The organism is Streptomyces sp. NPDC087422 (assembly GCF_044744145.1).
In the GTDB taxonomy this organism is placed as follows: Bacteria; Actinomycetota; Actinomycetes; order Streptomycetales; family Streptomycetaceae; genus Actinacidiphila.
Genome location: NZ_JBIUXT010000020.1, coordinates 13,628 through 33,774 on the forward strand (window position 1 = coordinate 13,628; position 20,147 = coordinate 33,774).

General features: G+C 72.5%; 19 protein-coding genes. 10 read left to right on the forward strand and 9 right to left on the reverse strand.

The genetic code is table 11. The features are described 5' to 3' along the window. The first annotated feature begins 178 nt into the window (after nucleotides 1–178). Nucleotides 179–1,630 (forward strand): catalase, encoded by a 1,452-nt coding sequence (locus ACIO6U_RS35545; protein ID WP_391044803.1) that lies wholly within the window; start codon nucleotides 179–181, stop codon nucleotides 1,628–1,630. A 131-nt stretch (nucleotides 1,631–1,761) separates the two neighbouring features. Here the strand turns inward: ACIO6U_RS35545 and ACIO6U_RS35550 are convergent, their stop codons facing one another. Together ACIO6U_RS35550 and hisN are read right to left on the reverse strand one after the other, a co-directional pair. Further along, a complete protein-coding gene (locus ACIO6U_RS35550; RefSeq protein ID WP_401725530.1) occupies nucleotides 1,762–2,199 on the reverse strand; it encodes a cyclic nucleotide-binding/CBS domain-containing protein in 438 nt (145 codons plus the stop codon). Nucleotides 2,200–2,406: 207 nt separating this feature from the next. After that, nucleotides 2,407–3,216, reverse strand: a complete 810-nt coding sequence (gene hisN, locus ACIO6U_RS35555) for a histidinol-phosphatase (protein WP_401725533.1) — start codon at nucleotides 3,214–3,216, stop codon at nucleotides 2,407–2,409. A gap of 145 nt (nucleotides 3,217–3,361) precedes the next feature. Between hisN and ACIO6U_RS35560 the strand changes: the two genes are divergently transcribed. Beyond that, nucleotides 3,362–3,910, forward strand: coding sequence for a TetR family transcriptional regulator (locus ACIO6U_RS35560; RefSeq protein WP_401725536.1), 549 nt, complete (start codon nucleotides 3,362–3,364; stop codon nucleotides 3,908–3,910). Between the two features lie 36 nt (nucleotides 3,911–3,946). Here ACIO6U_RS35560 and ACIO6U_RS35565 read toward each other — a convergent pair whose 3' ends face one another. The 4 genes from ACIO6U_RS35565 to ACIO6U_RS35580 all read right to left on the reverse strand — a co-directional run bounded on the left by ACIO6U_RS35565 (nucleotide 3,947) and on the right by ACIO6U_RS35580 (nucleotide 7,817). Then, a complete protein-coding gene (locus ACIO6U_RS35565) occupies nucleotides 3,947–4,270 on the reverse strand; it encodes a multidrug efflux SMR transporter (RefSeq protein WP_355347359.1) in 324 nt (107 codons plus the stop codon). Nucleotides 4,271–4,369: 99 nt separating this feature from the next. Next, entirely contained in the window at nucleotides 4,370–5,371 is a 1,002-nt protein-coding gene (gene rsgA / locus ACIO6U_RS35570; protein ID WP_355347356.1) for a ribosome small subunit-dependent GTPase A, read from the reverse strand. An 8-nt stretch (nucleotides 5,372–5,379) separates the two neighbouring features. Continuing rightward, nucleotides 5,380–6,858 (reverse strand): 3-phosphoshikimate 1-carboxyvinyltransferase, encoded by a 1,479-nt coding sequence (gene aroA, locus ACIO6U_RS35575; protein ID WP_401725539.1) that lies wholly within the window; start codon nucleotides 6,856–6,858, stop codon nucleotides 5,380–5,382. A 245-nt stretch (nucleotides 6,859–7,103) separates the two neighbouring features. After that, a complete protein-coding gene (locus tag ACIO6U_RS35580; RefSeq protein ID WP_355347350.1) occupies nucleotides 7,104–7,817 on the reverse strand; it encodes a M50 family metallopeptidase in 714 nt (237 codons plus the stop codon). A gap of 108 nt (nucleotides 7,818–7,925) precedes the next feature. Here ACIO6U_RS35580 and ACIO6U_RS35585 point away from each other — a divergent pair, with 108 nt between their 5' ends. Continuing rightward, complete coding sequence (locus ACIO6U_RS35585) at nucleotides 7,926–8,741, forward strand: SOS response-associated peptidase (RefSeq protein WP_355347347.1); 816 nt, start codon at nucleotides 7,926–7,928, stop codon at nucleotides 8,739–8,741. Beyond that, nucleotides 8,741–9,448, forward strand: coding sequence for an alpha/beta family hydrolase (locus ACIO6U_RS35590; protein ID WP_401725543.1), 708 nt, complete (start codon nucleotides 8,741–8,743; stop codon nucleotides 9,446–9,448). The genes ACIO6U_RS35585 and ACIO6U_RS35590 overlap by 1 nt, the downstream gene beginning before the upstream one ends. Here ACIO6U_RS35590 and ACIO6U_RS35595 read toward each other — a convergent pair. Continuing rightward, a complete protein-coding gene (locus tag ACIO6U_RS35595; RefSeq protein ID WP_401725546.1) occupies nucleotides 9,387–9,986 on the reverse strand; it encodes a helix-turn-helix domain-containing protein in 600 nt (199 codons plus the stop codon). The two genes, ACIO6U_RS35590 and ACIO6U_RS35595, sit on opposite strands and share 62 nt — an antisense overlap. A gap of 408 nt (nucleotides 9,987–10,394) precedes the next feature. Between ACIO6U_RS35595 and ACIO6U_RS35600 the strand changes: the two genes are divergently transcribed. The 6 genes from ACIO6U_RS35600 (at nucleotide 10,395) to def (ending at nucleotide 16,558) form a co-directional block, all read left to right on the forward strand. Beyond that, nucleotides 10,395–11,060 carry a sigma-70 family RNA polymerase sigma factor gene (locus ACIO6U_RS35600; protein ID WP_391044361.1) on the forward strand — a complete coding sequence of 222 codons (666 nt, stop codon included), beginning with the start codon at nucleotides 10,395–10,397 and terminating at the stop codon, nucleotides 11,058–11,060. After that, nucleotides 11,057–11,380 (forward strand): mycothiol system anti-sigma-R factor, encoded by a 324-nt coding sequence (gene rsrA, locus ACIO6U_RS35605; RefSeq protein WP_355347335.1) that lies wholly within the window; start codon nucleotides 11,057–11,059, stop codon nucleotides 11,378–11,380. Before ACIO6U_RS35600 ends, rsrA begins: the two co-directional genes overlap by 4 nt. 317 nt (nucleotides 11,381–11,697) lie before the next feature. Continuing rightward, the gene (locus tag ACIO6U_RS35610) at nucleotides 11,698–13,041 is read left to right on the forward strand and encodes an HD-GYP domain-containing protein (protein ID WP_401725548.1); all 1,344 of its coding nucleotides are present in this window, start codon (nucleotides 11,698–11,700) and stop codon (nucleotides 13,039–13,041) included. A 302-nt stretch (nucleotides 13,042–13,343) separates the two neighbouring features. Beyond that, nucleotides 13,344–14,552 carry an HD-GYP domain-containing protein gene (locus tag ACIO6U_RS35615; protein WP_401725604.1) on the forward strand — a complete coding sequence of 403 codons (1,209 nt, stop codon included), beginning with the start codon at nucleotides 13,344–13,346 and terminating at the stop codon, nucleotides 14,550–14,552. A gap of 192 nt (nucleotides 14,553–14,744) precedes the next feature. Then, a complete protein-coding gene (locus tag ACIO6U_RS35620; protein WP_188283420.1) occupies nucleotides 14,745–15,740 on the forward strand; it encodes a hypothetical protein in 996 nt (331 codons plus the stop codon). Nucleotides 15,741–15,871: 131 nt separating this feature from the next. After that, a complete protein-coding gene (def, locus tag ACIO6U_RS35625; protein WP_355347329.1) occupies nucleotides 15,872–16,558 on the forward strand; it encodes a peptide deformylase in 687 nt (228 codons plus the stop codon). A 97-nt stretch (nucleotides 16,559–16,655) separates the two neighbouring features. On the opposite strand, the gene ACIO6U_RS35630 is transcribed toward def, so the two are convergent. Next, entirely contained in the window at nucleotides 16,656–17,669 is a 1,014-nt protein-coding gene (locus tag ACIO6U_RS35630; RefSeq protein ID WP_401725551.1) for a ribonucleotide-diphosphate reductase subunit beta, read from the reverse strand. Further along, entirely contained in the window at nucleotides 17,669–20,131 is a 2,463-nt protein-coding gene (locus ACIO6U_RS35635) for a ribonucleoside-diphosphate reductase subunit alpha (RefSeq protein WP_401725607.1), read from the reverse strand. Before ACIO6U_RS35635 ends, ACIO6U_RS35630 begins: the two co-directional genes overlap by 1 nt. Between the last annotated feature and the right edge of the window lie 16 nt (nucleotides 20,132–20,147).

Here is a 20,147-nt window from a genome sequence, read left to right on the forward strand (position 1 = left end):
GGTAACAGCGGGGCAACCTGGATCGAAAGGGTCTGTTCCTGACCCCCATCCTCTATTGGCTCTCTTCTTGACTTAGACATTGTCCAGAGTAGGATCGGCTCCGGCGCGAGCCGATGGGCATGCCGGGGGGCCGGACGATCTGGAGGAGAAGCACGTGACGGTTCAGGAGACGGGTCCGCTGACCACGAGTGCGCTGACCACGGAGGCCGGAGCGCCGGTCGCGGACAACCAGAACAGCGAGACGGCGGGCCTCGGCGGCCCGGTGCTCGTCCAGAGCCAGCACCTGCTGGAGAAGCTCGCGCACTTCAACCGCGAGCGCATCCCGGAGCGGGTCGTGCACGCGCGCGGCGCCGGTGCGTACGGCACCTTCACGCTGACCCGGGACGTCTCGCGCTGGACGCGGGCGAAGTTCCTGTCCGAGGTCGGCAAGCGGACCGAGACGTTCCTGCGCTTCTCCACCGTCGCGGGCAACCTCGGCTCGGCCGACGCCGTCCGCGACCCGCGCGGCTTCGCGCTGAAGTTCTACACCGAGGAGGGCAACTACGACCTCGTCGGCAACAACACCCCGGTGTTCTTCATCAAGGACGCCCTGAAGTTCCCCGACTTCATCCACACCCAGAAGCGCGACCCGTACACCGGCTCCCAGGAGGCGGACAACGTCTGGGACTTCTGGGGGCTCAGCCCGGAGTCGACACACCAGGTGACCTGGCTCTTCGGCGACCGCGGCATCCCGGCCAGCTACCGGCACATGAACGGCTACGGCTCGCACACCTACCAGTGGAACAACGAGGCCGGAGAGGTCTTCTGGGTCAAGTACCACTTCAAGACCGACCAGGGGATCAGGAACCTCGCCACCGGGGAGGCCGTGCGCGTCTCGGGCATGGACCCCGACTCCCACCAGCGCGACCTGCGCGAGGCGATCGAGCGCGGCGCGTTCCCGTCCTGGACCGTACAGGTGCAGATCATGCCCGCGGCGGACGCGGCCACGTACCGCTTCAACCCGTTCGACCTCACCAAGGTGTGGCCGCACGCGGACTACCCGCCGGTCGAGATCGGCAGGCTGGAGCTGAACCGCAACCCGGAGAACGTCTTCGCCGAGGTCGAGCAGTCGGTCTTCAGCCCCGCGCACTTCGTGCCCGGCATCGGCCCGTCCCCGGACAAGATGCTCCAGGGCCGCCTGTTCGCGTACGGCGACGCGCACCGCTACCGCGTCGGCGTCAACGCCGACCACCTGCCGGTCAACCGTCCGCACGCCACCGAGGCGCGGACGCACAGCAGGGACGGCGCCCTCTACGACGGCCGCCACCAGGGTGCCAAGAACTACGAGCCGAACAGCTTCGGCGGCCCGGCCGAGACCGGCCGCCCGCTGTGGGAGCCCGTCGAGGTGTCCGGCGCGACCCGGTACTCCGCCGCGCCCGCGCACGCCGAGGACGACGACTTCGGGCAGGCGGGCACCCTGTACCGGCTCATGTCCGAGGACGAGAAGACCCGGCTGATCGACAACCTGGCGGGCTTCATCGCCAAGGTCTCCCGCGAGGACGTCGTCGAGCGCGCCGTCGACAACTTCCGCCGCGCGGACCCCGACTACGGCAAGCGACTGGAGGCAGCGGTCCAGGCCCTCCGCACCTGACCCGTCGCTCGCCGTTGGCCGAAGAGGCCGGACGCCAAAGGGCTCCGGCCTCTTCTGCGCGTCCGCGTGCGGAACCGAAGGCGCGTGCGTGCCGTTCCGAAGCCGAGCGTGCCGGCCGTTCCGAAAAGCGGTTACGCGCTGGTCAGGGCGGTCGCGGCCGGTGTCGTGGACGGCGTCGCGGCCGGCGTCGCGGGCCGCTGCGCGGACCAGCAGCGGATGATGTCGCGGACGGAGACCACGCCGATCGGATCGCGGCCCTCAAGGACGACCAGGTGACGGAAACCGCCGTGCAGCATGGCGGCGGCGGCCTCGTCGAGGGTCCACTGCGGGGCGGCGAAGACGACATCGGTCGTGGTGTGGGCGTGGGCGAGTTCGCGGTCGGGGCTGAGACCGTCCCCGATCGCGTCGAGGACGTCGCGCTCGGTGAGGATGCCGAGACCGCAGGTGTCGGTGTCGAGGACTATGGCCGCGCCGACTCGGCGGGCGGACATCAACTGGGCGGCCTGGCGGAGGGTGTGGGCGGGGCCGATGGTGAGTACCACCGTGCTCATCGCGTCGCGGACCAGCATGGGACGGGCACCTCCTTGTGTGAAGCCCTCACACGGGACCGCCGTCCGGCGAGCCGGGAGACGCTCGCGTGAACGGTTTCACAAGTTCACAAGCGGGGGCACCTTCATAGTCACACGCCCCCGGAGGACCGGCAAGGGGGCGCGCGAAGCTCCCGCCGCGAGGTGACCCGCCGCCGCGCGCGGCTCGCGCCGCGCCGCTCCGACCTGCTAGGCGACGCCGTCCGAACCGCCCACGTACCCCAGCAGCTCCTCGTGCAGCAGGCCGTTGGAGGCCGCCGCGTTCCCGCCGAAGGGGCCCGGCTCGCCGTCGAGCGAGGTGAAGCGGCCACCGGCCTCGCGCACGATCACGTCGTTGGCCGCCATGTCCCACATGCTCAGCTCGGGCTCCGCACAGATGTCCACCGAACCCTCGGCGACCATCATGTACGGCCAGAAGTCGCCGTAGCCGCGGGTGCGCCAGACGTCGCGCGACAGGCGCAGGAAGCCGTCGAGCCGCCCCCGCTCCTCCCAGCCGCTCAGCGAGGAGTACGCGAACGACGCGTCCTCCAGCCGGCTCACGCCCGAGACGTGCAGCCGGGTCGCCGACGACAGGCTGCGGCCGGTGTACGCGCCGTCGCCCTTCGCCGCCCACCAGCGGCGGCCGAGCGCGGGCGCGGAGACCACGCCGACCACGCTCTCGTCGCCCTGCTCGCCGCGGACCATCAGCGCGATCAGGGTCGCCCACACCGGAACGCCGCGCACATAGTTCTTGGTGCCGTCGATCGGGTCGATCACCCAGCGGCGCGGCCCCGCGCCCTGGCTGCCGTACTCCTCGCCGAGCACCGCGTCCCGCGGGCGCGCCCGCGCCAACTGGCCCCGGATCAGCTCCTCGGCCGCCTTGTCCGCCTCGCTCACCGGCGTCAGGTCGGGCTTGGTCTCGACCTTGAGGTCGAGCGCCTTGAAGCGGGCCATGGTCGCGGCGTCGGCGGCATCGGCCAGCACGTGGGCCAGGCGCAGATCGTCGTTGAATTCGGGCATAAGCCGAACAGTAGCGATCTCGCCTGGTCCCGGTCATCTCCGCCCTGCGCGCAACCTTGACAGACCAGGACAGCGCGTCAATTCTTTCCGCACGGCCGCTGTCCGCGCCATCGCGCGGACACCTCGTGGCGCCTTGGAGGCAATGATGCCTACAGCGCGGGAATCGCTCCTGGACGCGGCGTTCGCCGCGCTCGGCGACCGGCCCTGGGAAGCCGTACGGATGGTCGAGGTCGCGGCGGCGGCCGGGGTGTCGCGGCAGACCCTCTACAACGAGTTCAGCAGCAAGGAAGGGCTCGCGCGCGCCCTCGCCCGGCGCGAGACCGAGGGCTATCTGGACGGTGTCGACCGCGAGTTGGCCGCCGCGGGCCGGGTCGGCGCCGACGCGGGGGAGTGCTTCGCGGGCGCCGCGGGCTGGACCCTGCGGTCCGCCCGGCGCAGCCCGGTGGTCGCCGCCGCCCTCACCGGCGCCGACGGCGGCCTGGTCGAATCCCTCAAGGCCCGTACGGTCGACGCGCTCGTCCGCGGCTACCCGCGGCTGCGGCCCCAGGACATCGGATGGGCCTGCGAGGCGGCGATCCGGCTCACCCTGTCGTACGTGATCGCGCCCGCCGCCAGTGACGAGGAGGCGTGTCTGCGGGTGGCGCAGCTCGTCCGCAGCCTGCTGTCGTGGCCCGCGACGGGGGAGGAGCCGTAGCGGCGCACGGTCCGCGCGGGCGCCGCCCGTGAACCGTCAGTGCGCCGAGCCGGAGATCTGGAGGCCGATGACGCCCGCGATCACCAACGAGATGGACACGATCTTCAGCGTGGAGACGACGTCGCCGAGGAAGATCATGCCGTAGATCGCGGTGCCCGCCGCGCCGATGCCGGTCCAGACGGCGTACGCCGGGCCGACGTCCAGCTTCTTCAGCGACAGCGTCAGCAGACCGAAGGAGCCCAGCGCGAACAGGGCGAAGGCGATGGTCGGCCAGATACGGGTGAAGCCGTGCGACAGCTTGAGGCAGACCGCGAACCCCGTCTCAAGGATGCCTGCGACCACCACGAGCAGCCAGGCCATCGGGTGCCTCCCGTTCCCACTCCGTCTCCGAAACCTGTGTGCGCTGTCGATCATCACACAGCCTGCCCGGAAACCGCCCCTCCGGTCGCCGAAAGCGCGTCAGTCTCCCTCGCGCCGCTCGCGGGTGGCCAGCAGCCGCCGCAGCGAGTCCAGCCGGGCGGGCTCGGCGTGCCCCGCCGCGACCCACGCGTCCAGCGCGCACTCCGGCTCGTCGTGCGAGCAGCCGCGCGGGCACTCCTCGGTGCCCGGCTCCAGGTCGGGGAAGGCGTGGATGACCCGCGACGGATCGATGTGGTGCAGGCCGAACGACCGTACGCCCGGAGTGTCGATCACCCATCCCGTGTCGCCCGGCAGCGGCAGCGCGAGCGCCGAGGTGGTGGTGTGCCGGCCGCGCCCGGTCACCGCGTTCACCGAGCCGGTGGTGCGCTGACGCTCCACCAGCGCGTTGACCAGCGTGGTCTTTCCGACGCCGCTGTGGCCGACGAAGGCCGTCACATGCCCGGCCAGCCGCTCGCGGATCTGGTCGACCCCGCCGGTCAGGAAGTCGTCCCTGTTGGTCACCACATACGCCAGGTCCAGCGCGCCGTACGTCTCCAACAGCGGCGCGGCCGGGGCCAGATCGGACTTGGTGAGCACCAGCAGTGGCTTCAGGCCCGCGTCGAAGGCCGCGACCAGGCAGCGGTCGATCATCCGGGGGCGCGGCTCGGGGTCGGCCAGCGCCGTGACGATCGCGAGCTGGTCGGCGTTGGCGACCACCACCCGCTCGAACGGGTCGTCGTCGTCGGCCGTCCGCCGCAGCACCGACTTGCGCGGCTCGATCCGTACGATCCGGGCCAGGGTGTCCTTCGCGCCCGACAGGTCGCCGACGACCGCGACCCGGTCGCCGACCACCATCGACTTGCGGCCCAGTTCGCGGGCCTTCATCGCGACCACCTCGCGGTCGTCGACCAGCACGGTCAGCCGCCCGCGGTCCACGGTCAGCACCATGCCCTCGGCGGCGTCCTCGTGCTTGGGCCTGATCGTGCTGCGCGGCCGGTTGCCCTTGGCGTTGGGGCGGACTCTGACGTCGTCCTCGTCGGGGTTCTTTCCGTAGCGGCGCACGGCGGTCCTCAGCCCCGGCCCGGTGCGGTGGTGTCCGCTGTGTCCGCCGTGTCCGTCGCGTCCGCCGTATCCGTCGGGTCCGCCGTGCCGGTTGTCTCCGCTGTCTCCGTCGTCTCCGGTGCGGCGGCGCCAGGGCTGACGGCGCCCGGCGTGGAGATCCCCGGCGCGGGCGCGCGGCCCGCGAGCATCGCCGTCCACAGCTCGGGGAATTCGGGCAGGGTCTTCGCGGTCGTCGCCACGTTCTCCACCTGGACGCCGTCCACGGTCAGGCCCAGGACGGCCGCGGCGGTCGCCAGCCGGTGGTCCTCGTAGGTGTGGAAGACCCCGCCGTGCAGGGTGGTCGGCCGGATGCGCAGGCCGTCCTCGGTCTCGGTGACGTCACCGCCCAGCTCGTTGATCTCCTTGGCCAGCGCGGCCAGCCGGTCGGTCTCGTGCAGCCGCAGATGCGCGATGCCGGTCAGCACGCTCTCGCCCTCGGCCAGCGCCGCGACCGCCGCGATCACCGGGGTCAGCTCGCCGACCTCGTGCAGATCGGCGGTGATGCCGAGCACCCGGCCGGTGCCGCTGAGCGTCAGCCCCTGCTCGGTCAGCTCGTACGAGCCGCCCATCGCGGTGAACAGCGTGCGCAGCGCGTCACCCGGCTGGGTGGTGCGGCGCGGCCAGTCCGGGATGGTCACCCGGCCGCCGGTGATCAGCGCGGCGGCCAGGAACGGCGCCGCGTTGGACAGGTCGGGCTCCACCGTCAGGTCCCGGCCGAGCAGCGCGCTCGGCGCCACCCGCCACACATTGCGCGCGCCGCCGTCCTGCGGGGCGTCCACCTTGGCGCCGGCCTTCCGCAGCATGTCCACGGTCATCCGGATGTGCGGCTGGGACGGCAGGGTGCGGCCGGTGTGCCGCAGTTCGAGGCCCCGGTTGAAGCGCGGCGCGGACAGCAGCAGCGCGCTGACGAACTGCGAGGACGACGACGCGTCCACGGACACGCTCCCGCCGGACAGCGAGCCCGCGCCGTTCACGGTCAGCGGCAGGGAGCCGCGGCCCTCGTCGTCGATCCTGGCCCCCAGCGCGCGCAGCGCGTCGATCACGCCGTGCAGCGGACGCTCGTACGCCCGCGCGTCGCCCTCGAAGCGGACCGGGCCGTCGGCGAGCGCGGCGACCGGCGGCAGGAAGCGCATCACGGTGCCCGCGTTGCCGACGTCGATCCGGGCGGGGCCGTGCAGCCCGGCGGGGATGATCCGCCACGCCTCGCCGCCGGACGGGTTGACCGTCTCGTCGATCTGCACGCCCATGGCGCGCAGCGCGTCGGCCATCAGGACCGTGTCGCGGCTGCGCAGCGGACGGCGCACCCATCCGGGTTCCGTGGAGTGCGCGGCGAGCACCAGAGCGCGGTTGGTCACCGACTTCGAGCCGGGCACCGTGACGGTCGCGTCCACGGCGCGGGGCGCGGTCGGGGCCGGCCAGAGGGCGGTCTGCGCGGTGCTGTCGCTCATGGGGCCCAAGCGTAGTGGCTCAGGCACAGGGAGATAGGACGGCGAATGCGGCGAAATCTGCCGGAAACAGGTGCTGTCACTCTCGGCCACATGCGCCGGGGTCGTGCGCCGGGCTCATGCGCGGGGCCAGTGCCGTGGGTCTGTGCGCCGGTCTGCCCCCGTTGCTCCGGCCGTTCTCTCCGCCGGGGCGGCCACGGCCGTCACGGTGGGTGTTCCCCGTCACTCCCGTCACCGCGGTCACCGCGTTATTGGAGGAGCAGCCACCGGGCGCCGCCCACCAGCGAGCAGATCGCGACCGCGTAGAACAGGAGCAGCCACAGGGCCGCCGGAGTGTGCGTGAGCCGGGCGAGCTGGTCCGCGTCCGAGGTGCCGGAGCGCTCACGGCGCCGCGTACGTTGCAGCTCGGCGACCGGCCGCGCGCCGCCGACCAGCAGGAACCACACCACCAGATACGCGAACGCCGCCTGTACCTGCGCCTTGGTCAGCCAGGACACCAACAGGAAGATCGCGCCGGTGACCACCACGGTCAGCGCCCCGTACGCGTTGCGGATCATCACGAGCATGACCAGCAGCAGCGCCGTCGCGCCCCACAGCAGCGCGGTGATGTGGCCGGATGCCAGCAGCCCCGCGCCCGCAAGGCCCAGCAGCGGCGGCGCGGTGTACCCGGCGGCGGCCGTCAGCACCATGCCCACGCCGTGCGGCTTGCCGCGCGAGACGGTCAGGCCCGAGGTGTCCGAGTGCAGGCGTATGCCCTCCAGGCGCCGCCCGGTCAGCAGCGCGAGCAGCCCGTGACCGCCCTCGTGCGCGATCGTCACCGCGTTGCGCGTGACGTGCCACACCCGCCGCAGCAGTACGGCCGCCAGCGCGAGCAGCGCCGTCGCGCCGATCAGCCAGCGCGAGGGATCGGGCTGTGTCCCCGTCAGCCGGTCCCACATCTCGGTGACGCTCGCGACGTTCATGACGTGGCCAGTCCTTGCTACTAGGGGGCTGTGGAGGGGAGCGCCGGGGGCTTGCGAAAGGGCGGACCGTGGGCCGTTCGGGTCCACGGTCGTGGCAGTCTGGCACCTATGTGCGGTCGATATGCGGCGAGCCGGAAACCAGAGGATCTCGCAGGACTCTTCGAAGTCCGTAAGTGGGACCCCACCGAGACCATCGCCCCCGATTGGAACGTCGCGCCGACGAAGGACGTCTACGCGGTGCTTGACCGTCCCGTGCGCGACTCCGGTTCCCCGGAACCGGTCAGACAGTTGCGCGTGCTGCGCTGGGGCCTGGTCCCGTCGTGGGCCAAGTCGCCGGAAGGAGCGGCCAAGCTGATCAACGCGCGGGCCGAGACGGTGCACGAGAAGCCGTCCTTCCGCCGCGCGCTCACCGCCCGGCGCTGCCTGATACCCGCCGACGGCTATTACGAGTGGGTGACGGCGCCCGAGGAGCGCGCGCTGGAGGAGCAGGGCAGGAAGAAGCGGTCCCGCAAACAGCCGTATTTCGTGACGCCCGCCGACGGCTCGGTGATGGCGATGGCCGGGCTGTACGAGTTCTGGCGCGACCGGACGCTGCCCGACGACCACCCGATGGCCTGGTGGGCCACCTGCACGGTGATCACCACGGCGGCCGAGACCGACACCCTGGCCGGATACGCGGGCGAGGGTCCGCGCTCGCTCACCGACATCCACCCCCGGATGCCGCTGATGATGACCCCCGACCGCTGGAACGCCTGGCTCGACCCGGCCACCACCGACCCCGACGCGCTCGGCGCCCTGCTCGCCCCGCCGCCCGGCGGCCTGATGCGCGCCTATCCGGTCGGCACCGGTGTGAGCAGTGTGAAGAACAACGGACCGGAGCTGCTGACGGAGCTGGAGGCACCCGAGGAGGAGACGCTGTTCTGATGACAGCACGCGCAGCACACACAGCGTCCCCGTCCCCCGAGCGGTCGGTGGAAACGGTCGGCACCCCCGCGGGCGAGGCCCGCGTCACCTGGCACCGCGCCCGCGCCGCCCGCGCGGTCCTCGCGCTCGGCCACGGCGCGGGCGGCGGCATCGAGGCCCGCGACCTGGCCGCGCTCGCGGCGGCGCTGCCCGCGCACGGCGTGACCGTGGCACTGGTCGAGCAGCCCTGGCGGGTGGCGGGCAAGAAGCTGGCGCCCGCGCCCAAGACGCTGGACACCGGGTGGACGGCGGTGTGGCCCGCGCTGGCGGAGCCGGGGCTGCCGGTGGTCGCGGGCGGACGCAGCGCCGGCGCCCGGGTGGCCTGCCGTACGGCGAAGGAGCTGGGCGCCGCGGCCGTCCTCGCGCTGTCCTTCCCGCTGCACCCGCCGGGGAAGCCGGAGAAGTCCCGCGCGGCCGAGCTGGACCTGGGCGTCGCGGCCGGGCCGCTGCTGATCGTGCAGGGCGGCAACGACACCTTCGGGCGGCCCGCGGAGTTCCCCGCCGGGTACGAACCGGTCGAGGTGCCGTACGGCGATCACTCGTTCGCCGTACCCAAGCGCGCGGAGTTGACGCAGGACGCGGCGCTGGCCGTGCTGACCGGGGCCGTCAGCGACTGGCTGGCCGGGCTCGGACATGCATCCGCTCGCCCTGGCGGCCGAAAAGGCTGAGCACCTCGACGGTCTCGTCCCCCGCGGGCCCGAACCAGTGCGGCAGCCGGGTGTCGAACTCGGCTGCCTCGCCCGCCCGCAGCTCCAGATCCTTGTCGGCGAGCAGCAGCCGCAGCCGCCCGGAGAGCACGTAGATCCACTCGTAGCCCTCGTGGGTGCGCTGCTCACAGGGCTTGTTCGGCTCGATGATCATCTTGTACGCCTGAAGCGCGCCCGGGTGCCGGGTCAGCGGCAGCACCGTCATGTGGTCCATCTTGCGCGGGACCGTGCGCACCCGCGGGTCGCCGACCTCGGGCGCGCCCACCAGCTCGTCCAGCGGCATCTGGTGCGCGCGGGCCAGCGGCAGCAGCAGTTCGAGCGTGGCGCGCCGCTGCCCCGACTCCAGCCGCGACAAGGTGCTCACCGAGATCCCGGTCGCCTCCGCCAGCGCGGCCAGCGTCACCCCGCGCTCCAGCCGCGCCGCCCGCAACCGCGGCCCGACCTCGGCCAGAGTGCGCTCGACGCCGTCGTCCGTGCCCCTGGGTGCTTTCTCCGCCATGCGCCGATTTTGCCATACCGGCAAGCACGTTTGCCGTACGACCCCGGCGCGCACTCCGGACGACCGCCGTGCGACTTCCGCGCGATCCGCCCGCGCGCCCCCTGTGCCACCGGGAATGAGCCGCGCGATACCGGTGTTGTGCGAATCGGCAGAACGATTCGATCCCGCATTGACGAAGCAATCCGTGAGATCTGTGAGAGAGGCAGCCGCATGGTTTCAGCCGCTTGCCGGTCCCGCGCAGAGGCCGCACAGGCCACCGCGCGACCGGACGCAGCCGCGCCCTACCTGAACTGGGCCGAATGGCCGGTCAAGGACGACGGCAAGGGCGCATCCGGCACGTCGATCTCCAGCGGGATATCCTCCGGAACAGGCGTGGCCGCTTTTGGGCGCGCTGACGTTTCTGAGGAGGTGGGTGCGGTCACCGGCACCGACGACAGCACGGCGGAAAACGCGAGTGCGTCCGGTGAGGCAGCACAGGAGAGCAGCGCGGAGCGCACCGAGCGCTTCGAGCGGGACGCCCTTGGCTTCCTCGACCAGATGTACTCGGCCGCGCTGCGGATGACCCGCAATCCGGCCGACGCGGAAGACCTCGTCCAGGAGACGTACGCGAAGGCGTACGCCTCCTTCCACCAGTTCCGTGAGGGCACCAACCTCAAGGCGTGGCTCTACCGCATTCTCACCAACAGCTTCATCAACTCCTACCGCAAGAAGCAGCGCGAACCGCTGCGCAGCGGCTCGGAGGAGATCGAGGACTGGCAGCTCGCACGAGCCGAATCCCATATGTCGACCGGCCTGCGCTCCGCGGAGTCCCAGGCGCTCGACCACCTGCCCGACTCCGACGTGAAGGCGGCGTTGCAGACGATCCCCGAGGAGTTCCGCATCGCGGTCTACCTCGCGGACGTCGAGGGCTTTGCCTACAAGGAGATCGCGGACATCATGGGAACACCCATCGGCACAGTGATGTCCCGGCTGCACCGCGGGCGTCGCCAGTTGCGTGAGCTGCTGGAGGACTATGCGCGGGACCGCGGTCTTGTACCCGCGGGCGCGGCGGATGAGAAGGGCGCGGATTCATGAGTTGCGGCGACGCACATGAGACGGACTGCTCGGAGGTGCTCGGTCACCTCTACGAGTACCTCGACAACGAGATGCCCGATGAGAGCTGCGCCAAGTTCAAGGAGCACTTCGACGAGTGCCACCCGTGCCTGGAGAAGTACGGCCTCGAACAGGCCGTCAAGAAGCTCGTCAAGCGGTGCTGCGGCTCCGACGACGTGCCGACCGACCTCCGTTCGAAGGTCATGATGCGGATCGAGCTGATCCGCTCCGGTGAGGTCGCCCCGGTCCCGGACCAGGCGCCCGACATCCTCGCCACCCCGACCGAGGCCGAGGCCCGCTAGCTCCTGTCTCCACCGCCGGGCGCGCCAGGGCTTCCCCGCCGCCGTCGGCCACCGCCGGGACACCTCCCGGCACCCCTTCGTCCCGGCTCGTACCCCGTTGCGCTTGTGGACGGGGTTCGGGCGTTCGGACGAGGGCGCATACGCCTCACGTCACCCGTGCGGGTGAGCGTCGGGTCCCACGGACGGCCCAACCCCGGCAAACGCCTCTTCCACGACGGGCGCGGCCCTATCCTCCTGACTCTCAACGGGCCGGGAGCCGATCGGGCCGCGCCCGCCGCGCGTTCGCGCACGTTCGCGTACGGAGGAGGCCGCCTCTCGTGTCCGCCATGCCGACACCCGCACGGGTCACCGTGGCCGCCGTGTGCGCCGCCGGGACGCTGTGCGCCGCGCCCGCCCTGCGGCCCGCCACCGCGTGGGGGACCGTCGCCGTACTCGCCGCCCTGTACGCGCTGTGCGAGCCCGGCGTGCTCCCCGACCGCGCCGCGGGCCGCCACCCGCCCGCCGCCGTCGGCCCGTTCCTGCCCGTCCTGCTGGCCGCCGCCCTGCTGCTGCCCCCGGCCGCCGCCGCGCTGGTGGCCGTCCCCGGCTCGCTCGCGGGCCGCGTGGAGCAGGAGCCGCGCCGCGTACGGCGGCTGTGGCGCGCCGCCCACCTGGCCGTCGCCGTCTGGGCCGCCGCGCTCGCCGCCCGGCTGCTCGACGGCCCCCGCGCGCTGGCCGCCGCCGACCTGCCGTACGCGCTGCTGCCCGCGACCGCCGCCGCGCTCGTCCTCTGCGTCACCGCCACCGCGCTCACCGGCGCCGTCCTGGTCACCGCCGAGGGCCGCACACCGCGCGCGGCCTGGGGCGCCCCGCTGCTCGGCGCCCTCGCCCCGCACCTGACCTACGGCCTCGTCGCCCTCATGACCGCCGTCCTGTGGCAGGCCCGCTACGGCGCCTTCGCCGCGGTGCTCGTACCGCTGCCGATGTACGCGGCCTGCTGGGGATTCGCCCGCGCCCGCCGGGAACGCGACGCCCACCGGGCGACCGTGCGCGCGCTCGTCCAGGCCGTCGAGATCAAGGACCACTACACGCGCGGGCACAGTGAACGCGTGGGCCGCGCCTCGGTGTTCATCGCCCGCGAGCTGGGCATGCCCGAACCCCGCGTCGACGCCCTGCGGTTCGCCGGAATCCTGCACGACATCGGCAAACTCGGCGTCCCCACCCGCCTGTTGCGCAAGAACGGGCCGCTGACCCCGGCCGAGCGGCGGGTGGTCGAGCTGCACCCGGAGTACGGGCACGAGATGGTCCGCGGCATCGCCTTCCTCGGCGAGGCGCGGGACGCGATCCTGCACCACCACGAACGCCTCGACGGCAGCGGCTACCCGCACGGGCTCGCGGGCGACCAGATCCCGGAATTCGCCCGCGTGGTCGCCGTCGCGGACGCCTTCGACGCCATGACGTCCACCCGCTCCTACCGGCGCGCCCGGCCGGTTCGCGCCGCGCTCGACGAACTCCACGCCTGCGCCGGTACGCACTTCGACCCGGCGATGGTCGCCGCCCTGACGCGTGCGCTGGCGCACCACTCCTGGCCGGTGGCCGCCTCGGGGCCGGTCGGCGCCACCACCGCCGGGCGGGGCCCGCTGCTTCTTCCGGCCGCCGTCTCCGCGCCGGTGCCGCGATGAGGGCCCGGCTCGTCCGGGGCGTGTACGGCGCCGCCCTCACCCTGACGGCCGCCGCCGTCGCCCGTACCGCCCTCACCGGCCTCTCCGCGCCCGGCACCGCCCTCGCCTTCGCCGCCGTCATCGCCGTGGGCGTCACCTTCCGCCTTCCCGCCCCCCTCGCCCCTCTCGCCTTCGGCGTCGACCGCGACACCGCGCCTCTCGCCACGGCGACGGCTCTCGCCTACGCCCTTCTGGCGCCGGGCCGCCACGGCCTCGCCCAAACCGTGGCCGTCTCCGCCCTCGCGGCCGCCGTCCCGCTGACCCTGAGCCGCCCCCGCCACGCAGCCGCCCCCGCCCCGCCCCCCTCACCCAGGTGGGTGCCCCGTAGGGGCGCGGGGAACTGCGCGCTCAGCCACGATGCTCCCGCAGGTCACCACCCGCCCCGGCGGGGCAGTTCGGTGGTCTCCGGACCACCGGCCGGTGGGGGCGGGCCGCGCAGTTCCCCGCGCCCCTTCGGGGCGGACCCTCCTGGGCAGGCGAACCCTCCTGCGGGGGCGGGACCTTTTGGGGAGGGGCGCCCGGGTTCGGGGCGGCATGGGGGGCCGGGGGCCAAGGGGGACGGTGAGGTGCGGCGGGTCGCGGCAGCGACCTTCGCCGGGGTGTGCGCCCAACCCTTCGCGGGAGGCGAAGGCCCCGCGTACGCCGCCGCACTCCTGGCGGTCCTCGGCCTGACGGCGCTGTGCGACGCGGCGCTGGCGGCGGCCCTGGGCGCGGCCAGGACCGGCCACCCGTACGCCCCGGCGCTGCGCGACGAGGTGCGGGCACTGGCGGGAATGGCCAGCGCGGTGTGCGCGGGCGGTGTGGTGATGGCGCTGGCGGTCGCGACGGCCGGGCTGTGGGCGCTGCCGATGGCCGCGGCGCCACTGCTGCTGGCGCAGATGTCGCTGCGGGGCCAGGCGGCGGTGCGGGCCACGTACCGGCAGACGATCGGGTCGCTGGCGCGGGCCACCGAGGTGGCCGGCTACACACCGGAGGGGCACGCGCGGCGGGTGAGCGAGCTGGCGACGGCGGTCGGCAGGGAGCTGGGCCTGCCCGCCCGCCACCTGATGCTGCTGGAGTACGCGGCGCTGATGCACGACATCGGCCAGCTCTCGCTGGTCGACCCGGTGCCGCGCGGGGCGACGGAGCCGCTGGACGGCGAGCGGCAGCGCGCCATCGCCGCGCTCGGCGGCGAGGTGGTGCGGCAGACCGGCGCCCCGGCCGAGGTGGCGCTGATCGTGGAGCGGCAGGCGCACCCGTACCGGGAACAGCCGTTGGCGGGCCGGATCGTCCGGGCCGTCAACGCCTACGAGGACCTGACGGGGGAGCCGGGCGCGGCCCTCGACCACCGGCTCGCGGCGGTCGAGCGGCTGCGGTTGGCGACCGCACGTGAGTACGATCCGCAGGTGGTGGCGGCACTCACCAGGGTGCTCGCACGGCGCCCCACCTGGGCATGGTTGGATGCCCACGGGAGTGGCAAGGGTGTCGAGTGAGGAAGCGCGCTCACCGGGGAGCCGCGGACCGCACGGACCGGGTCGCCGGCCCCGGGGGACGGGGGCGACGGCCGGGCTGAGACAACGGCCAAAATGTGCAAGGTTGGAGTCGTACGGGGGGACGCGATCGTAGTGGTGCGGGAAGGCGACGTCCTGGCAGTGATCGGCTGAGCGGGCAGGCGGGTAACGACGTTGAACATCTTCGGAAGAGTGCGGCACCGGCCGTCGCCCACGTGGCGCCAGGCCACTGACCGGGCGTTCTCGCTGATCGGCGACGGCCGTTACGAGGACGCCGGAGCGCTGCTGACCCGAGCCGCCGATCTGGAGCCGTGGCTGTCGGAGTCCTGGTACAACCTCGCGCTGCTGCACAAGTTCCGGCACGACTGGGCGCAGGCCCGGATCGCCGGGCTGCGCGCGGTGGCGCTGCTCGACCGCCCGGTCGGCTCCCCCGACTGGTGGAACCTGGGCATCGCCGCCACCGCCGTGCAGGACTGGCCGCTGGCCCGCCGCGCCTGGCAGGCGTACGGCCTGCGGATGCCCGCGGGCACCGCGAGTCACAACGGCGAGGAGTCGGTACGGCTGCCGCTGGGCAGCGCCGCCGTACGGCTGTCGCCCGAGGGCGAGGCCGAGGTCGTGTGGGGCCGCAGGCTCGATCCGGCGCGGGTCGAGGTGCTCTCCATCCCGCTGCCGTCGTCCGGGCGCCGCTGGGGCGAGGTCGTGCTGCACGACGGCGTCCCGCACGGCGAGCGCGCCACCGCCGACACCGCGGGCGGCGCGGTCTACCCCGTCTTCGACGAGATCGAGCTGTGGGCGCCGTCCCCGGTGCCGACCTGGCTGGTGCTCCTCGAGGCGGACACGGCCGCCGACCGCGACGCGCTGGAGCGGCTGGCGGCGGAGGCCGGATACGCGGCCGAGGACTGGTCGTCGTCCGTCCGGCTGCTGTGCCGCACCTGTTCGGAGAGCCGGATGCCCACCGACGACGGCTCGATGGCCACGCGCGACCCGCACGACCACGGTGAGCCCGGTCACCCCGGCCACCTCAGCCACCACAGCGCGGGTGTGCGCTGGTCGCCGGAGCGCGAGTGCGGGATCGCCGCCCCCGCGTCCCTGGTCCGCGGCCTGCTCGACGGCTGGGTCGCCGACAGCCCGGACACCCGGGACTGGCGGGACCTCGAAGAGGTCTGCTGAACCGCATGCCCTGAACCCCGTGCCCCGAACGGCGAGGTGCGACGAACCACGAGGTGTGGGGAACACCGTCGTGCGCGGGCCCGTACCCTAGGGGGGTTCGTTTACGGGTTCGCGGAAGGCGTACGGCGCAGATGTCCCAGCAGCACACCGAGCACGGCCACGGTCACCAGCACCACCACGGGCATGACCACGACCACGCGCACAGCCACGACGCGGCCACCGAAGGCTTCCTCGACGACGTGACCGACGCGCAGGCGCGCGAACTGGCGTACCGCGAGCGCGGCACCGTCCGCCCGATCACCGTGGTCGGCAACCCGGTGCTGCACCGGGAGTGCAAGGACGTCACGTCCTTCGACGACGACCTGGACGCGCTGATCGCCGACATGTTCGCCAGCCAGCGCGCCGCCGAGGGCGTGGGCCTGGCCGCCAACCAGATCGGCGTCGACCTCAAGGTCTTCGTCTACGACTGCCCGGACGACGACGACAACCGGCACGTCGGCGTCGTCTGCAACCCCGTACTGGACGAACTGCCCGCCGACCGGCGCCGCCTGGACGACTCCAACGAGGGCTGCCTGTCCGTCCCCGGCGCCTACATGGAACTGGCCCGCCCCGACTACGCGGTGGTGCGCGGCCAGAACGCCAAGGGCGAGCCGATCGTCGTCCACGGCAGCGGCTACTTCGCCCGCTGCCTCCAGCACGAGACCGACCACCTCTACGGCCGCCTCTACATCGACCGTCTCTCCAAGCGCGACCGCAAAGACGTCATGAAGCAAATGGCCGAGGCCACCCCGAAGTTCGAGACGGTCCCCAACGACTGACCCGCCCCGCCCGCCCGCCCGCCCGACGGGAAAGGGGCGGCGGAAGGCTCATCGCCTTCCGCCGCCCCTTTCGCCGTTGACCGTTCCGGCCCCGGGTCTAGAAGTCCTCGTCCAGGGCGAAGCTGCCCTCCACCGCGACCTGGTAGGCGGACGGGCGGCGCTCGAAGAAGTTCGTCAGCTCCTGGACGCCCTGCAACTCCATGAAGGAGAAGGGGTTCTCCGAGCCGTAGACCGGGGGGAAGCCGAGGCGGGCGAGGCGCTGGTCGGCGACGCACTCCAGGTAGGAGCGCATGGACTCGGTGTTCATGCCGGGCAGGCCGTCGCCGCACAGGTCGCGGCCGAACTGGAGCTCGGCCTCGACGGCTTCGCGCAGCATGTCGGTGACCTGCTGCCGCAACTGCTCGTCGAAGAGGTCCGGCTCCTCCTTGCGGACGGTGTCGACCACGTCGAAGGCGAAGCTCATGTGCATGGTCTCGTCGCGGAACACCCAGTTGGTGCCGGTCGCGAGCCCGTGCAGCAGGCCGCGCGAGCGGAACCAGTAGACGTACGCGAAGGCGCCGTAGAAGAACAGGCCCTCGATGCACGCGGCGAAGCAGATCAGGTTGAGCAGGAAGCGGCGGCGGTCGGCCTTGGACTCCAGGCGGTCGATCTTCTCGACCGAGTCCATCCAGCGGAAGCAGAACTGCGCCTTCTCGCGGATCGAGGGGATCTCCTCGACCGCGTCGAAGGCCGCCGCGCGGTCCTCGGGATCGGGCAGGTAGGTGTCGAGCAGCGTCAGATAGAACTGGACGTGCACGGCCTCCTCGAAGAGCTGGCGGGACAGGTACAGCCGCGCCTCGGGGGAGTTGATGTGCTTGTAGAGCGTGAGCACCAGGTTGTTGGAGACGATCGAGTCACCGGTCGCGAAGAACGCGACCAGGCGGCCGATCATGTGCTGCTCGGCGGGGCTGAGCTTGGCGAGGTCGGACACGTCGGAGTGGAGGTCGACCTCCTCCACGGTCCAGGTGTTCTTGATCGCGTCGCGGTAGCGCTCGTAGAAGTCCGGGTAGCGCATCGGACGCAGGGTCAGCTCGAAGCCCGGGTCGAGCAGATTCTTGTCGGTGGACGTCATTACTGGCAGGCCTCGCAGGACTCGGGGTTCTCAAGGGAGCAGGCGATCGCGTCGGCGTCGGCGATCACCGGTACGGGGACGGGGGTGGCGGCCGTCTGCTGCTGGGCGCGGGCCGCGCGGGCGATCCGGGTCGCGGGCCGGGACCGCAGGTAGTACGTCGTCTTCAGGCCCTGCTTCCAGGCGTAGGCGTACATCGAGCTGAGCTTGCCGATGGTGGGCGTCTCCAGGAACAGGTTCAGCGACTGGCTCTGGTCGAGGAACGGCGTACGCGCCGCCGCCATGTCGATCAGGCCGCGCTGCGGGATCTCCCACGCCGTGCGGTACAGCTCGCGGATCTCGGCCGGAATCCAACTGAAGCCGTTCACCGAGCCGTTGGCCTCGCGCAGCGCCTCGCGGGACTGCGCGTCCCACACGCCGAGCCGCTTGAGGTCGGCGACCAGGTACGAGTTGACCTGGAGGAACTCACCCGACAGCGTCTCGCGCTTGAAGAGGTTGGAGACCTGCGGCTCGATGCACTCGTAGACACCGGCGATGGACGCGATGGTCGCGGTCGGCGCGATGGCCAGCAGCAGCGAATTGCGCATGCCGGTGGCCGCGATCCGGGCGCGCAGCGCCGTCCAGCGCTCCGGCCAGTTCAGCTCGGTCGCGTAGTGGTCGGGGTGCAGCACACCGCGGGCGGTACGGGTCTTGTCCCAGGCGGGCAGCGGGCCCTGCCGCTCGGCGAGGTCGCAGGACGCCTCGTACGCGGCGAGCATGATCCGCTCGGCGATCCGGGTGGACAGCTCGCGCGCCGCGGCCGAGTCGAAGGGCAGCCGCAGCTTGAAGAAGACGTCCTGAAGACCCATCACGCCCAGGCCCACCGGGCGCCACTTGGCGTTGGAGCGGCCCGCCTGCTCGGTCGGGTAGAAGTTGATGTCCACGACCCGGTCGAGGAAGGTCACCGCGGTCCTGACGGTCTCGTCGAGCCGCTCCCAGTCCATCTCGCCGCCCGCGCCGCCCCCCGGGGTGGCGAAGGCGCCCAGGTTCACCGAACCCAGGTTGCACACCGCGGTCTCGCCGTCGTCGGTGACCTCCAGGATCTCGGTGCACAGATTCGAGGAGTGCACGGTACGGCCGGGCTCCGCCGTCTGGTTGGCCGTACGGTTCGAGGCGTCCTTGAAGGTGATCCAGCCGTTGCCGGTCTGCGCGAGGGTCCGCATCATCCGGCCGTACAGCTCGCGCGCCGGGATCGTGCGCTGCGCCAGGCCCTTGGCCTCGGCCCTGCGGTACGCGGCGTCGAAGTCGTCGCCCCACAGGTCGACCAGCTCCGGCACGTCGGACGGCGAGAACAGCGACCAGTCGGCGTCGGTCTCCACGCGGCGCATGAACTCGTCCGGGATCCAGTGCGCCAGGTTCAGATTGTGGGTGCGGCGCGCGTCCTCACCGGTGTTGTCGCGCAGTTCGAGGAACTCCTCGATGTCGGAGTGCCAGGTCTCCAGGTAGACCGCCGCGGCGCCCTTGCGACGGCCGCCCTGGTTGACCGCGGCCACCGACGCGTCCAGCGTCTTCAGGAACGGCACGATGCCGTTGGAGTGGCCGTTGGTGCCGCGGATCAGCGAACCGCGCGAGCGGATCCGGGAGTAGGACAGGCCGATCCCGCCCGCGTGCTTCGACAGCCGCGCCACCTGGTGGTAGCGGTCGTAGATCGAGTCCAGCTCGTCCAGCGGCGAGTCCAGCAGGTAGCAGGAGGACATCTGCGGGTGCCGGGTGCCGGAGTTGAACAGGGTGGGGGAGCTGGGCAGGTAGTCCAGCGCGCTCATCAGCCGGTAGAGCGAGGCGACTTCCTCGGCGGCGCGCACCGAGTCGTCCTCGGCGAGACCGCAGGCCACGCGGAGCATGAAGTGCTGCGGGGTCTCGATCACCTGACGGGTGATGGGGTGCCGCAGCAGGTAGCGGCTGTGCAGGGTGCGCAGGCCGAAGTAGCCGAAGCGGTCGTCCGCGCCGGCGGCCAGCGCCTCGTCCACCAGCGCGTCGAGCCGGGGCTTGTGCAGGGCCACGAAGGCGGCCGTGCGGTCGGCGATCAGGCCCTCGCGGTGCCCGACCGAGACGGACGCGGAGAACGACACCGCGCCCTGGCCCGCGGCCTCTTCGGCGATGGTCGAGGTCAGCAGCCGGGCGGCCAGCCGCGAGTACGCCGGGTCCTCGGAGATCAGCCCGGCCGCCGCCTCGGTGGCCAGGCGGTGCATCTCGGCCGCGTCGGAGGCGGCGTTACGGCCGCGCAGCGCGGCGGCGGCGACCCGGCCGGGGTCGGTGTCGGTCAGGTCGGCGGTGAGCCGCACCAGCGTACGCAGCAGGTCCGCGCCCGGGCCCTCGTCGGGACCGGCGGGAGGTCCGGGGAGAGGTCCGGAGGGGGGAGCCGAGGGAATCCGGGGGGCGACGGTGCGGAGTTCGGCTGAAGCGGGGTCTGCGGGCGCGATGGTCACGGTGGTGCTCTCTCCC